This is a genomic window from Bacillus sp. 05T22 (genome assembly GCF_056396765.1).
In genome coordinates, this window is the sequence record NZ_JBFTMC010000009.1 from 1 (window position 1) to 13,976 (window position 13,976).

Sequence of the window (13,976 nt, forward strand, 5' to 3'; positions counted from 1 at the left end):
TTTACATCAGAAGATAGGGAGAAATTTAGGGAGCTTTTTAAAAGAGCGATTTCACTTTAAAAATGAACCGTTCATTTTTAAGGAAAACCTAGAAAAATAATATTGTGACAAGTATTTCAGTTCTTTTTTTAGCATTACACTACACTCACGTAAGTTGTTCTTTAGGAATGTGTTTAGGTATACAACTGCATAAAATCTCTTTTACTTTTTCAATAATTTCCTCTTGTGAACAAATTGTATTCACACTTCTTCCCCCTCTTACCTTTACATATCGATGTAGATTTCGTTCATGTTTTTCAACCATATCCTCACGATTATGTTGTTTAGCTACTTCTACAGCCCTTGTTGTCGTTTTAATGTGCAACTCATATTTTTCAATATCTAGCTCTGAAAATCCAATCGCCAAGCCTTTGCAAGGATTACCACTGTTGCATGTCAAACAAGGTGGCGCTTCCATATGTGGACAATCTCCTTTCAATCGTGCATGACATGTTCCATAGGGATTGTCCATTGCATTTAATTTATGCTCTTGCCAGAGTGCTTGTAATATATCCTCAGGGATATATTACAAGCATTAATCTTTTGCACCTCACATAAAAAAAGATGGTGTAGTCGGCTGGGTAGCAAAAGATATTTTTCGTTAAAATAATAATGGACTTTTTAAAAGCTCGTTCAAAAAAAGAAGATAGCCATCTCATATATAGGTGGCTATCTTCTTTTTTTCGTATATTAGCTGGTCTTCCGTCAGTGGGGATGAAAAAATCACTGATAGAAGTTTCACTTTATATGAAAGGAATATTCCTACTCTCAAATGGATAGTCATATGTGCGACTTCTATTTCAATTTCTGTTCAATCTTATCATGTATCAATTCGATTTTTTCAGGCAGTATAAATAAATATTCGACCAGGACTTCCAATAATTCTGTTAATAAAACAATCATTTCATCGTCAATTTCTTGCTTTAGTTCAAGCATTTCATAAAAAGGACTGTCCGGATGAACAAGGTGGCCAATATTTTGGATCGGTTTCGTTAAATCAACATGTTTTGGAAATTGCTCGAATTGCTGGCAAAGAGACTGCCCATTCGTTTTCTCCCCAAGGAAATGTTTGAGGACACCTTCAAGAACTCGTTTTGACATTACTGCAGTAGCAGAATGATCTTTTGACTGACTGATATTTAAGGTAGAGCGATATGATCTGAGAAGGTCTATAGGGATTTTTTGGTTGTGTTCGAGTTGATGTAAAGGATCTTTTGAATCTGAAGGATTATACATAAAGATGTCTACTTCATTGATTTGATCTGAACAATTATGAAACATAATGACAAACTCTGATGGTTTTTCACATTCAGAACAAAGCCCTTCTGCGAATAATCCTCTTTTTTTCACTTGGTAAAAATTTGCTTTCAACGTAAATTCACTTGATTTACCGCRATTCGGACATTGGCTTTTAATATTTTTTGGTATTTTTAAATATCCATACTGGGTATAAGATAAAATGGCTCCCGGCAATATTTTTTTCATTTAAACCTCCTATGAAACGCAATCCTAATTTGTAGCTTATATAAATATTCCTGATAACTACTCAGTCACCCTATGAAAATATAAGATAATTGGAGAATTTTAATAAAAAAATATGTTTATCTGTTTTATCACAAGATGTAGTAGTATTGCACATGTCTTTGTTGCAGCAAAAAAACAGACCGAATTTTAGCCTGTCAAACTCCTAAGTCAAGGGTATAGCCGAATTTTATGATTGGTGATACAAATTTCTTTGTTGATATAAAAAGTATAACTTTAAAAAAAATGTTTGCAAGATGTAATATATGGAACAGAAGTTATTGGTAATTCGCGTATGTAAGGTAAACAAATGGGAACGTTTGTTGAATAGGTTTTATTGAAATGATCAATCTTTATTCAAAATGGTTTTTTGGATTAGCTACTAAATAAGATTTGGTGACTTCTTTCTTGATTTTAAGTTTTGATAAAGTAAATGTTTTTTCTTTTGAACCCTTCTGAGAGAATTCCTTATTCTTTCAGAAGGGATAAACAAACGCTAAAATATTTTCTAACTTTTTCTAGATCGTGATTGATATTTTGAAGTTCGTTTTACTTCCTTCATAATCATGGTAAGATGACTCTTATACAGATTCGTTAATCATCTTCAACCTTCGCTTTTCTAATCCCCATTTGGTTCTACTCCTCAACGTAATCAATTTATACATAAGCTTATTCACATTCTTTACTGGCCTAACTTGGTTCTTTAGTTCAATAAGAAAAAACCTTGCATTACAACAGTGAACTATACCCTTGCTTCCCACAATAACTAATTCCTTAATAAACCCCTTTTTAAATCCTCAAATTCTTCTTTTACAATAGCCGCAAGCTTTTTGAGAATCAGAGAAGCTGTGACGGTTCCATTACGAACAGAGCTAGTTAATCGTAATAAGTCATCCCAATTTTCTCTTATTTTCTTTGTATGAATTGTTCCGCCAATCATAAATTCTAGATGTGGTTGATTTACGGGCTTTCCAAAAGTATAAATTTTATTTTTACTAAACGTTTTAATTCTAGGAGCAAATCGAAATCCTAACATATGACACATGGCAAAAACGTGATCTACGAAGCCTGCTGTATCCGTATAATGTTCTTCAATTTTTAAATCTGTTTCATGATACAGTAGGCCATCAATAATATGGGGCGCTTCTTCTGAAGAACTAATAACTTGTACATAAAATGGGGCGTATTGATCTCAGATATGTGTATAAAAACTTAATCCTGGATCCCTACCATGTTTTGCATTTACCTATGAAATTTGTGTCGCATGCTCTATGTAATATACAACTAGCAATACTAAACATAATAGAAAATGACGTACCCCTTTCCAAATGGCTACTTCCAACAATCTACCTCAAATGATTTACATATTTTCTTTTAGCATTTTTATCATTTTATCCTATAAAAAAAGACTGATTTAAAGATTTCCTCTTCAAATCAGTCCTTCTCATTATTTCGGTAATTCAATTCGAAACGTCGTACCTTCTCCTTTTACACTCTCCACTGAGATTTCTCCATGATGCAATTCAACAATTTTCTTCACAATGGATAAACCTAAGCCACTTCCTTCTACATTACGAGCCCTTGCTGTATCCACCTTATAAAATCGATCAAAAATCCGACCTACTTCTTCTTGTCCCATACCAATCCCGCTATCTGAGATTGAAATCACTACACTCGTTTCTAATTCTTCTACAGCAAATCCAATCGTTCCACCACTATCTGTAAACTTAATACTATTTGTAAAGATATTTGTCCACACTTGATGAAGTAAATTTTCATCGCCTCTTACATTTATGTTAGGTACGTCAAATTCAACCGCTATGTCTTTTTCACGCCATTTCCATTCCAACATAAAAATGACATCTTTCATTTGTTTATGCACATCAAATTCTTTTATTTGAAGAACCTTTTCCTCTTTATCTAAAGAAGCAAGCGTAAGTAACTGCTTACATAAACTAGACATTCGCTTACTTTCGCCCTCAATAATTTGTAAATAACGTTTTCTTTCATCTTCTGTCATCTTTTCTGACTGTAGAGTTTTAGAAAAACCTTGAATCGAGGAAAGTGGAGATTGAAATTCATGAGACACGTTAGAAACAAACTCTTGTCTCATTTGATCTAACTCTTTTATACTTTTTATCATTTTTTTAAAACTCGTAGATAATGTTCCAATCTCATCTTTTCGCCCTTCTTCTAATTCAATATCATATTCACCATTCGCAATTTTTTGCGTCGCTTTTGTAAATATGCGAATCGGACGAACGATATACCGCGCTGCGATTGCAATAAAAATGATACTTAATACAACAATAAATCCAAGCAATACCGCTAAGAAAATCCTCATTTCGCCGAATTGTTGCTGAATATCAGGACGAATAAATAAGGCATATTGCTTATCACCATGTTTCAGCGGAACCCCTACGCTATTAATTAATTCATTATCAAAAAAGCCTGTTATAAATAGACGAGTTGGATAGGTAGAAACACCATTGTATGTTTTCCCTTGTAAGACTTTGTCAATGGTAGCATCACTAATCTTTATAGTCCGAAAAGCATTTCCAATTCGTTTCCCCTGTTTTTGATCATCTACTACATAAATCTCATAACCTAATTTCGCAATAGAATGTAAATACTCATCCTTATTTTCCTCAGTCTGTTTTTCATATAAATGTTTTACTTCCTCGGCGTAACGTAAAATCTTTTCACTATTATACGGTTTTAATTTTACTTGATAATAAACATTGGTTAATAAAAAACCAATGATGCTACTAAGAAGCATAATCCCAATAGTAATCAATGCAAATCTAGAATAAAGTGACTTCATCTTATTTCAGCTCCAACTTATAACCAAGTCCACGTACCGTTTTAATTTGAAAATCATCTGTTCGTTTTGAAAAACGATCTCGAAGACGTTTAATATGAACATCGACTGTCCGTTCATCTCCTTCAAAGTCCATCCCCCAAACAAGTTCAATCAACTCTTCTCTTGAAAACGTTCTTCCAGGATACCCTGCAAGTTGTGATAACAATTCAAATTCCTTTAAAGGAAGTAAAATCGTTTGGTCATTACATTTTACCTCAAAGCTTTTTCTATCAATCGTTGTTCCGTGAAGCGTGATAACGTCCGCACTCAGCTTTTGATAACGACGAAGTAAAGCTTTCATACGGAAAATAACTTCCGCTGGTTCGAATGGCTTTACAATATAATCATCTGTTCCTGAAATAAATCCTTTTTCTTTATCCACCAATTGATCTTTAGCAGTTAATAAAATAACAGGTATATCATGATACTTTCTAATTTCTTCGCACAAAGTATATCCGTCAATAAATGGCATCATGATATCGACAACGGCCAGGTGAATATTTTCTTTTTCTAATATGGATTGCGCTACCTTTCCATCCTCAGCTTCAAAAACTTTATAGCCTTCCTTTTGTAAGTGGTAATGTAATAATTCTCTAATATGCCCGTCATCATCCGCTAATAAAATATGTATCATATTCATTAAATCCTTCCTTGTTTATCCTTCTACACTATTACATTAAGAAACAATTGTGTTTTTTGCAAGAAAAAGCCCGCATTTAAAATTAAATATATACAAATATTAATAAATATTACAAATTAAAACCTACACCTTCGATTACCAAGTAATTTTCGATACAGGCTCTTTTTTATTCACCTGTAGTACTCCGTTAGTTAAGCTGTCCTCCCTCTTTGTAGGAGTCAAAAAGAACGAGCAAGACGGAATCCAAGGTCATCAATGCAAAATGACGGATGGCTACGATTTCATAAATTTCATCACATCTAGAACCATTAGATCAATACAAAAATCACGTTGTTTTTGTAGATAACTACCTGTTATCCATTCATACAGCACAGGTACTACACTATAGAAGATGAAAATGGATAGAATGTGTTCATACTATTTTATGGTTGGAAGAGGAATTTCAATCAACTACGGTACTTTAGAGCCTATCCCTTAGTTGAAGAAAGAATAGTGTATAGCGTATTTTCATAAGTCGTCAATTATTACTATGGATCTTTAATTTGTACTTATAGTTAAAAAAGATAGTAGGGATATTCAATCCTTACTATCTTTACTCTTACTATTTGTATGTCTTAAATTTGATCTGCTGTCTTTTCTCTATTCTAAAGAATGTATAAAAAGGCCGCTACGAAGCTTCGGTTCAAACCAAGTGGACTTTGGTGGCATAACTTCCCCCGCATCGGCAATTGCTAATAAATCTTCCATTGATGTAGGATATAAAGCAAACGCTACTTTATAATCACCACGATTTACAAGGCGCTCTAGTTCCTCTAAACCTCGAATACCACCAACAAAATCAATGCGGCTATCTGCACGTGGGTCGTGAATTTGTAATACTTGACTCAATAAGTGATCTTGTAAAATAGAAACATCTAAACGTTGTACAACATCRTGGGCATCAAATGTTTCTTCTTTCACAGTTAGTTTATACCACCCCTGATCCAAATACATACCAAATGATTTTGGTTCAGTTGGTTTATATGGAGATACATCAGCTTTTTCCACATAAAAATAGTGTGAAATTTGCTGTAAAAATTGGTCCTGTGATAAACCATTTAAATCTTTCACAACACGATTATAATCCCAAATTGATAGTTCATCATGAGGGAATAAAACAGATAAAAAGAAATTAAATTCTTCTTCTCCTGTATAGTTCGGATATTGTTCCCTACGCATTAACCCAACTTTCACAGCAGATGCTGATCGATGATGTCCATCTGCAATATATAAGGAAGGAATCTCTTCGAATGATTCTACTAATGCAGAAATCGCATCAATTTCTGCGATTTTCCATATTACATGCTCCACACCATCATCCGTAGTAAATTGATAAATTGGCGTGTGATTTTCTTGCCAAGTTGCAATTAACTTTGTTACGTCTTCTTTCGCACGATATGTTGAAAAAATCGGACCTGTATTCGCATTACATATATCAACATGACGAATGCGATCTTGTTCTTTTTCATGACGGGTCCGCTCATGCTTTTTAATTGTATTATCAGTATACTCGTCGATTGATGTACAAACGACAAGCCCAGACTGTGTTCGCCCTTGCATTGTTAATTGATAAATATAAAGACATGGCTCTTCATCTTGAATCAATACTTCTTCTTGCATTAAACGTTGTAGGTTTTCACTTGCCTTTTCATATACGCTATTATCATATGGTGAAACAGCCGGATCTAAGTCTATTTCAGCTTTATCAATATGTAAAAAGGAATATGGGTTTCCCTTTACAACTTCTCTTGCTTCTTCACTATTTAACACATCATACGGCAGTGCTGCAACTTGTGCAGCTTTATCAGATACTGGACGAATTGCCCTGAATGGTCGAATTGTCGCCAAATCTCTCTCTCCTTTATACAATCATTCGAACAGCTACTACACCTGTGATTTTCTTTATGTTTTCAACTACATTTTCTTTAATTATATCATCAATTCCATTATCGATATCAATCATTGTATATGCAAAAGAGCCTTTACTACGGTTTATCATATCAGCAATATTAATATGATGTTCCGCTAAACATCCTGTAATTTGCCCCACCATGTTTGGAACGTTTTGATGCATAATTGTAATTCGTTTCTTTCCGACATAAGGAAGTTCCACATTTGGATAATTTACTGAATTACGGATATTTCCTGTTTCTAAATAGTCTCGTAATTGACAAGCAGCCATAACTGCACAATTCTCTTCAGATTCATACGTTGAAGCTCCAAGATGGGGCGTTGCCGTTACATTTTTCATTTTTATTACATTTTCATTTGGAAAATCAGTTACGTAATGATTAATAATTCCTTCTTCTAAAGCTTTTGCTAACGTAACTTCATCCACAAGTTCTCCTCTTGAAAAGTTAAAAAGACGGACACCTTTTTTCATCGTTTGCACAGCATGTTCTCCAATTATCCCTCTCGTTTGATCTGTCAGTGGAATATGCAATGTAATATAATCACATGTTGCAAAGATTTCATCTAAACTAAATGCACGTTGTACGTGTGTTGATAAGCGCCATGCTGTTTCAACAGATATATATGGATCGTATCCAACAACATCCATACCAAGAGATAATGCATCATTTGCGACAAGAGCACCAATGGCACCAAGTCCAATAACACCAAGTCGTTTTCCTGCTATCTCTGAACCAACGAATTGTTTTTTCCCTGCTTCGACAAGCTGCGGAACTTCTTCACCTTCTAATCCTGTTGTCCAACTAACCCCACTTATAATATTACGTGATGACATGATAAGACTGGCAAGAATAAGCTCTTTCACTGCATTCGCATTTGCCCCTGGTGTATTGAAAACAACAATCCCTCTTTCTGTACAACGTTCTACAGGAATGTTATTTACACCAGCTCCAGCTCTTGCAATTGCCTTTAAATCTTTTGAAAATTCTTCTTGATGTAAGGAAAAGCTTCGAAGTAGTATACCGTCTGGATGTTCTAAGTCTTCTCCAACCTCATATCGCTCTCCACCAAAAATTTGCAAGCCTTTTTCAGCAATCTGATTTAATGTTTGAACGCGAAACATTTCCCCATCTCCCTATCTATTCTCTAGCTCAAAATCCTTCATGTAATCTACTAATTGTTGAACGCCTTCCACTGGCATTGCGTTATAAATGCTAGCTCGCATACCACCAACAGAACGATGTCCTTTTAATGTAACAAGCCCTAGTGTTTTAGCTTTTTGTAAAAATTGCTCATTTAAATCATTGGATGGTGTTGTAAATGGAATATTCATAAGCGAACGATATGCAGGATCAACCGGTGAAGTAAAYAATTTTGATTCATCTAAGAAATCGTATAGAAGCGCTGCTTTTTTTCTATTTTGTTCTTCAATTGCGGATACGCCGCCCTGCTCCTTTAACCATTCTAATACTAGCTTCGTCACATAAATACTAAAGGATGGCGGTGTATTATATAAGGAATTATTTTTACTGTAAGTTTCATAGTTTAACATTGTCGGACAAGAAGTATCCGCTTTACCAATTAAGTCTTTTCTAATAATTGCAATCGTTAGTCCTGCTGGTCCTAAATTCTTTTGTGCTCCTGCATAAATGAAACCAAATTTCTCTATATCGTATTTTTCAGATAAAATATTCGAAGACATATCAGCAATAAGCGGAATATTCTCTAACTGTGGTAACTCAACATATTTCGTTCCTTCAATCGTGTTATTCGTTGTTATATGTACATAATCTAGTTCTTTCGGAATCATTGGAACATCTACATGTGGAATCGTTGAAAAATGATTTTCTTCCGATGAAGCAATAACTTCTACTTCACCAGTTTTCTGAGCCTCCTGTAAGGCTTTCTTAGACCATGAACCTGTAAGTACGTATCCGGATCTTTTATGTTCATTCATTAAATTCAGCGGAACCATTGAAAACTGTAAAGATGCTCCTCCTTGTAAAAATAAAACATCGTAATTCTCAGGAATGTGCATCAATTCACGAAGCAAGCTACTTGCTTCATCTATAATACTTTGAAACTGCGAAGATCGGTGACTCATTTCAATAACAGACATACCTGTCCCGTTATAATTTAAAAGCTCCTTTTGCACTTTTTCTAAAACTGGCAAAGGGAGTATAGATGGCCCTGCTGAAAAATTGTAAACTCTCTCCATCAACCGTATGACCTCCCTGTTTCTATATTCGTTATTTTTTAAACTTTCTGAATTATAACCCATATAAAATATACGGTCAATTTGTTTTGCTTTATTAGGATGCAAGACGCAATGGAACCGTTTGCAGATGCATTTACTTTTATAAACATACAAAAAAGTGTTAAGCATTTCATCTCGCTTAACACTCCATTCATAAATTTATAAGAGCTAATTGTCCGTAAAAAACCGATCATAAATTTGATAAAGAGCAGAAAGACCAAAGAGCCAATAAATGGTATCCACAAGAGCTGGTGTAGAACCAAACCATTTCTCAACTACATTATAATCCAGCGCAACAAACAACCAATTCAAACCGCCAAGAATCACCAGAATTACTGTAAGGTAAGACAAAAACTTCATTATGATTGCCCCCTAGGTGATAAAATGGTGAAAGGCCTTTCACTAAAATATATGTAACAAATCAAAAAACTTTCTTATTTTTCAATTAAATTTATCACACATTAACGAGCAGTAATATCCCTACCTCAACATTCAGCAAAAACTAAGAGGAGGACATTTGTCCCCCTTACTTGTTATATAAAAATAAACAATGTAACCTATATGATTTTATTTTGTTCCTACTGCAATACCTTGTGTATCAATTTTCGTAATTAACTCATGGTATCTCTGCATCTCTCGCTCACTATTATCCCAACTTTCACCGTAAACGTGACTTATTTTTGTTGTTCGGATTTCTAAAAGAAACGAGCCCTCCTCATCTTGCAATAATACATATGTAATTGTTCCTTCTTTATAAAATTTAGTTGGATGTGCATTTTTTAATTTCTCGACACTAGGTTGACCAACCTTTCCCATCACAACTGGAACATAATCTTCCTCAACAAATTGCTGAAGTGATTTCTCACTAAAATCACTTCTTTTCAATGAATATAAAATAGATTCCACCGTATACTTATTGAATTTTTCTTTTTGTTCTTCGAGCGCTCTATCCTGATATTCAACAATCGATTGTTTTGTTTCTTGGCTGATATGTGGCGTTGTATTTCCAGTTTCCCTCTGATACAGGTTGTATAATTTTTCAGCACGATACATAAGAGTAAAAGAGAAAATAATGACTAGGCAGATTCCCCATTTATTATAACGCGGAGATTTAATATCTGAATACGATTGAATTTGTTTATGCTCTTCAGACGATAATTGTGACCGAGCAACCGTGGGCGCTACTTCTTCGGCTTGTTGTTTTTCAAACACGGCTTCTTTTCCCCAAAAACTTGCTAATTGCGACTCAATCTCTTCTGGTGACAGCTTTTGTGTCGATATATTTACAGGCTCTACTTTCCCAACATCACGTTTCATTTTAGAGATTTCTCGATCTCTAATAAATTGATTCCGGCGCAGATTCGTTCTCCAATCCGAAGGCATACCTAGTCCAACTTCTTTATATATCTTCCCTTTAATAATAGAAGAAACAAGACACATCACAAGAACAACAAAATAGATAATACCTGCATACCTACCTATCACATATATAGGAAGAATAAGCCATCCAATAAAACTTAATACAATTAAAAAAGTATACACATACCGATTCAAATTATATACAAATCCAAATAACGAGCAAAATTTAGAAAAAGCTCGTTCTAAAATTTGTGAAAATCCCATAGTAAAAGCACAAAATTTATTTTTCGTTACAATTATATCCTTATAAATTTCTCTAACGCCCTCATCATTTGGATCTAGTTTCATCGCAGTTTCAGCTAGCATTCTTGCTTTTTTAAAATTCCTCTTCTCCTTCGCTATACTTGCAAAACAGAAAAGATTCGTTATATTTTCTGGATTTAATTCTAAAGCACGCTTTTCAGCCTTTAATCCCTCTTCTTTTCGTTTTGGGAAATGTTTCAAAAGGATATAAGCATACCTGCCTACATACGTTTCATTTTCAGGGTCTAATTCCATCGCCTTTTCTAGGTAAACAAGTACATTTTTCATTCCTTCAAGATGCATGACAGCTTCGCTCATATAGAAATAATATGATCCCTCTTCAGGATAGTTTCTTATACCAATTTCCGCTATTTCTCTTAATCTTGTAAAATTACTTTGCGCAGTAAAAATATCTAATCCTGCTAAAAGAACAAATTCATTTAAGTGATCTAATTTAAGTGCTTCTTCTATATATTCACTTGCAATATCACTTTCATGAAGCCCATAGAAATATACATAGCTTAAGCTGAGATATCCATAAACATCTTCTGGATCTTCCCTAACCATAAGTTCCGCTTCTTCTTTGGCACGCTCAACATCACCAAGTTTCAGCAAATAATAAACCCTTCTAAAATTGTCTTCCATTCCCTCATCCCCTGCTTCTTACCTGCTATTTCAATCTGTGTTCTTTCATATAATCTAGCACTTTATCAAAATCCTTATTCACATCGCTAAATGTCGCATAATTTTTCGCTGTTGAAAACCAATCTAAAGTCGTTGGCTGACGTTTTTTCATCGCTTCTAGCAAGTCTTCATTTGAAAGAGGTTGTAATTGCCCTGTTTCAAATGAACGCTGAATCGCCTGATTAATCGCATCCTCAACTAAATATGTTAAATCGGCACCCGAAAAATGCTCTGCATACTTTGCGACCAAGTCAAGCTGTAATTCTGTTTTCGGCTTATCTTTTGTTTTCAAATCTAATATTGTTAATCGTTCCTCATAAGTCGGTGGTGCAACAAAAACAAGAGAATTAAAACGTCCTGGACGACGTAACGCAGGATCAATATACCATGGTGTATTTGTTGCACCAATAATATAAACTCCTTCATTAAAAGAATTACTTCCATCCATTTCTACTAGCAATTGATTTACTAGTGTCCGCTGATGATGGGAACCCATTTTTTGTCTATTCCCTCCAAATGCATCTAACTCATCAATAAACAATATACATGGCTTTGTTCTCCGCGCTTCCTCAAAAATCTCATGTAAATTTTTCTCAGACTCACCAGTCCACATAGAAAGTATAGCTTGCAGTTCCAAATGAATAAAATTCGCATCAATTTCCCCAGCTACCGCACGTGCTAAAAATGTCTTCCCGCAACCAGGCGGTCCATAAAATAATAAGCTTCCACCTGTTTTCTTACCAAACGCTTGAAAGTATTCAGGATTTTTAATTGGCATAATAAAATCCATATTAATTTTCTTCTTAATCTCTTCCATTCCGCCAACATCGGCGAAAATCATTTTATTTTCTTCCACTTCCACCATTCTATTTTGTTCTCTATCAAAAGAAATCACCTTAATTTTTTCGCGATATTTCTCCATGTCTTTCACTTTTATTCATTCCCCTCTAAATAAACACTTTGATTCTAACTAATGTTGTCATGGTGTTTGTAGAGTGAATCTCTCCAAAAACACCATAAAGAATAGCTAATACAACTCATTATTATAAAAATGAAATATTCCAAAAAATATCATAGCAAATAAAGTTTTTATGCGTTGTCGTATTTCGTCGAATATAACAAAAAAAAGGGATCATCCTCCTATCCCTTTTTACATAGACATACCTATCATCTATCATTTTCCCTCTTGTCTCTTCTTACCTTATGCGTTTCTAAATCTGCCAACCTTACTGGAATTGGTAATCTACTTTCTTTCCCTATTAAATTCGATACAATTTGAATACTCGTATCTAAATCTATATTATTTCCGCAAGAGACAAAAATTGGTTTTACATTTTCTCTTGTTCTCAGAGTCCTCCCATATACTTCGTCATCAATCATAATATCACTAAAAGCAAACTCCTTATTCTCTGGCATGATAAAATCAACACCTTTAATCTTAAGATAACTTTTCGCTACACCGATTGTAGGTTTTTGTAGAAAAAAAGAAGCATGTGTCGCAATCCCCATATGTTTATAGTGTAAATAACCATTTCCATCGAACATGAATATATCTGGATCTGAAGTAAGCTTTTTAGTTGCCTCTATTACTAAAGGCAACTCACGGAATGCTAAAAAACCTGGTATATACGGTACCGTTACCTCCCCATAACTATAGACCTTCTCCACTTCCTTCTTCGTATGATAATCAATAACAACAATACAGCAAGTTCCATAGTGCTTATCATCTTTTTCCCAATAAGCTAAATCTACTCCAGCTATTAAACTTACATTTTCTAGATGAAAGTTATTTTTCAATTCAATTCTATGTATCAATTTATCTTGAATTTCAGAAAATTCTTTTTCTGAATTCAGATTAAATGAATGTACTTCTCTAACTTCCATGTTCTCATCCCCTTTTTATTATCATTTATACGAAACAGCTCCTATGTATTTCATTTCATAAAGATTTTCATTTTTATTTGTTATTTCGCCGCTGTATTCATAGTTATATATCATAATAATCGTGTTGTATTTCATCTCTAGTGTATTCGAAGCAAATCTTTTCATCTGTGGTATCACAACTTCTTCATAAGAACACCCGGTTAATAAAGCTTCTAGATTATCACTTCGCTTTAAATAAAATTCTTTTTCAATAAAGTCCTCATCAATATCATACATACAAATATGAAAGTCTTTTATAAATGGTGATGGTATGGAATCACCATCATCTGTATATTTTATACTGAAATAATCCTCTAAAAAATCTTCAGATTCCATATTTCCTAGCCATAATGAGACCACACCTTCTTTTTCCATGCATACAAACTCCATTCATATATAGTTTCTCAGTACACAAAAGTAATTCTTAAACCCTCTAC

11 protein-coding genes and 2 pseudogenes are annotated in these 13,976 nt (G+C 34.1%); all 13 read right to left on the reverse strand.

What is annotated here, in order from left to right; genetic code table 11:
* Positions 1-145: 145 nt before the first annotated feature.
* Positions 146-591, reverse strand: a pseudogene (locus AC1DIT_RS04790) (hypothetical protein); the annotation flags it as partial.
* A 243-nt stretch (positions 592-834) separates the two neighbouring features.
* Positions 835-1,524: a DUF4145 domain-containing protein gene (locus AC1DIT_RS04795; RefSeq protein WP_476998082.1), complete on the reverse strand. Its 690-nt coding sequence runs from the start codon at positions 1,522-1,524 to the stop codon at positions 835-837.
* 841 nt (positions 1,525-2,365) lie between these two features.
* Positions 2,366-2,806 (reverse strand): annotated as a pseudogene (locus AC1DIT_RS04800) (Tn3 family transposase); the annotation flags it as partial.
* Between the two features lie 201 nt (positions 2,807-3,007).
* Positions 3,008-4,384 carry a sensor histidine kinase gene (locus tag AC1DIT_RS04805; RefSeq protein WP_016115349.1) on the reverse strand — a complete coding sequence of 459 codons (1,377 nt, stop codon included), beginning with the start codon at positions 4,382-4,384 and terminating at the stop codon, positions 3,008-3,010.
* Position 4,385: 1 nt separating this feature from the next.
* On the reverse strand, positions 4,386-5,063 hold the full coding sequence (locus tag AC1DIT_RS04810) for a response regulator transcription factor (protein WP_077293979.1): 678 nt from the start codon (positions 5,061-5,063) through the stop codon (positions 4,386-4,388).
* 639 nt (positions 5,064-5,702) lie between these two features.
* Entirely contained in the window at positions 5,703-6,950 is a 1,248-nt protein-coding gene (locus tag AC1DIT_RS04815) for a DUF1015 domain-containing protein (RefSeq protein WP_016115351.1), read from the reverse strand.
* Positions 6,951-6,963: 13 nt separating this feature from the next.
* Positions 6,964-8,136 (reverse strand): phosphoglycerate dehydrogenase, encoded by a 1,173-nt coding sequence (locus AC1DIT_RS04820; protein WP_016115352.1) that lies wholly within the window; start codon positions 8,134-8,136, stop codon positions 6,964-6,966.
* Between the two features lie 12 nt (positions 8,137-8,148).
* Positions 8,149-9,231 carry a 3-phosphoserine/phosphohydroxythreonine transaminase gene (gene serC / locus AC1DIT_RS04825; protein ID WP_016133055.1) on the reverse strand — a complete coding sequence of 361 codons (1,083 nt, stop codon included), beginning with the start codon at positions 9,229-9,231 and terminating at the stop codon, positions 8,149-8,151.
* A gap of 207 nt (positions 9,232-9,438) precedes the next feature.
* Positions 9,439-9,630 (reverse strand): DUF378 domain-containing protein, encoded by a 192-nt coding sequence (locus AC1DIT_RS04830; protein WP_016115354.1) that lies wholly within the window; start codon positions 9,628-9,630, stop codon positions 9,439-9,441.
* Between the two features lie 207 nt (positions 9,631-9,837).
* Positions 9,838-11,577 carry a tetratricopeptide repeat protein gene (locus AC1DIT_RS04835; RefSeq protein ID WP_016115355.1) on the reverse strand — a complete coding sequence of 580 codons (1,740 nt, stop codon included), beginning with the start codon at positions 11,575-11,577 and terminating at the stop codon, positions 9,838-9,840.
* A 25-nt stretch (positions 11,578-11,602) separates the two neighbouring features.
* On the reverse strand, positions 11,603-12,547 hold the full coding sequence (locus AC1DIT_RS04840; protein ID WP_016115356.1) for an ATP-binding protein: 945 nt from the start codon (positions 12,545-12,547) through the stop codon (positions 11,603-11,605).
* A 236-nt stretch (positions 12,548-12,783) separates the two neighbouring features.
* On the reverse strand, positions 12,784-13,500 hold the full coding sequence (locus AC1DIT_RS04845) for an endonuclease V (protein WP_016115357.1): 717 nt from the start codon (positions 13,498-13,500) through the stop codon (positions 12,784-12,786).
* A 21-nt stretch (positions 13,501-13,521) separates the two neighbouring features.
* Positions 13,522-13,914 carry an immunity 22 family protein gene (locus tag AC1DIT_RS04850; protein ID WP_016115358.1) on the reverse strand — a complete coding sequence of 131 codons (393 nt, stop codon included), beginning with the start codon at positions 13,912-13,914 and terminating at the stop codon, positions 13,522-13,524.
* Between the last annotated feature and the right edge of the window lie 62 nt (positions 13,915-13,976).

What these genes read in the sequence shown, in the direction of transcription:
- AC1DIT_RS04810 (WP_077293979.1), bottom strand. Translation starts at nt 5,063, where the DNA reads ATGAATATGATACATATTTTATTAGCGGATGATGACGGGCATATTAGA.
- AC1DIT_RS04850 (WP_016115358.1), bottom strand. Translation starts at nt 13,914, where the DNA reads ATGGAAAAAGAAGGTGTGGTCTCATTATGGCTAGGAAATATGGAATCT.
- AC1DIT_RS04820 (WP_016115352.1), bottom strand. Translation starts at nt 8,136, where the DNA reads ATGTTTCGCGTTCAAACATTAAATCAGATTGCTGAAAAAGGCTTGCAA.
- AC1DIT_RS04845 (WP_016115357.1), bottom strand. Translation starts at nt 13,500, where the DNA reads ATGGAAGTTAGAGAAGTACATTCATTTAATCTGAATTCAGAAAAAGAA.
- AC1DIT_RS04835 (WP_016115355.1), bottom strand. Translation starts at nt 11,577, where the DNA reads ATGGAAGACAATTTTAGAAGGGTTTATTATTTGCTGAAACTTGGTGAT.
- AC1DIT_RS04805 (WP_016115349.1), bottom strand. Translation starts at nt 4,384, where the DNA reads ATGAAGTCACTTTATTCTAGATTTGCATTGATTACTATTGGGATTATG.
- AC1DIT_RS04830 (WP_016115354.1), bottom strand. Translation starts at nt 9,630, where the DNA reads ATGAAGTTTTTGTCTTACCTTACAGTAATTCTGGTGATTCTTGGCGGT.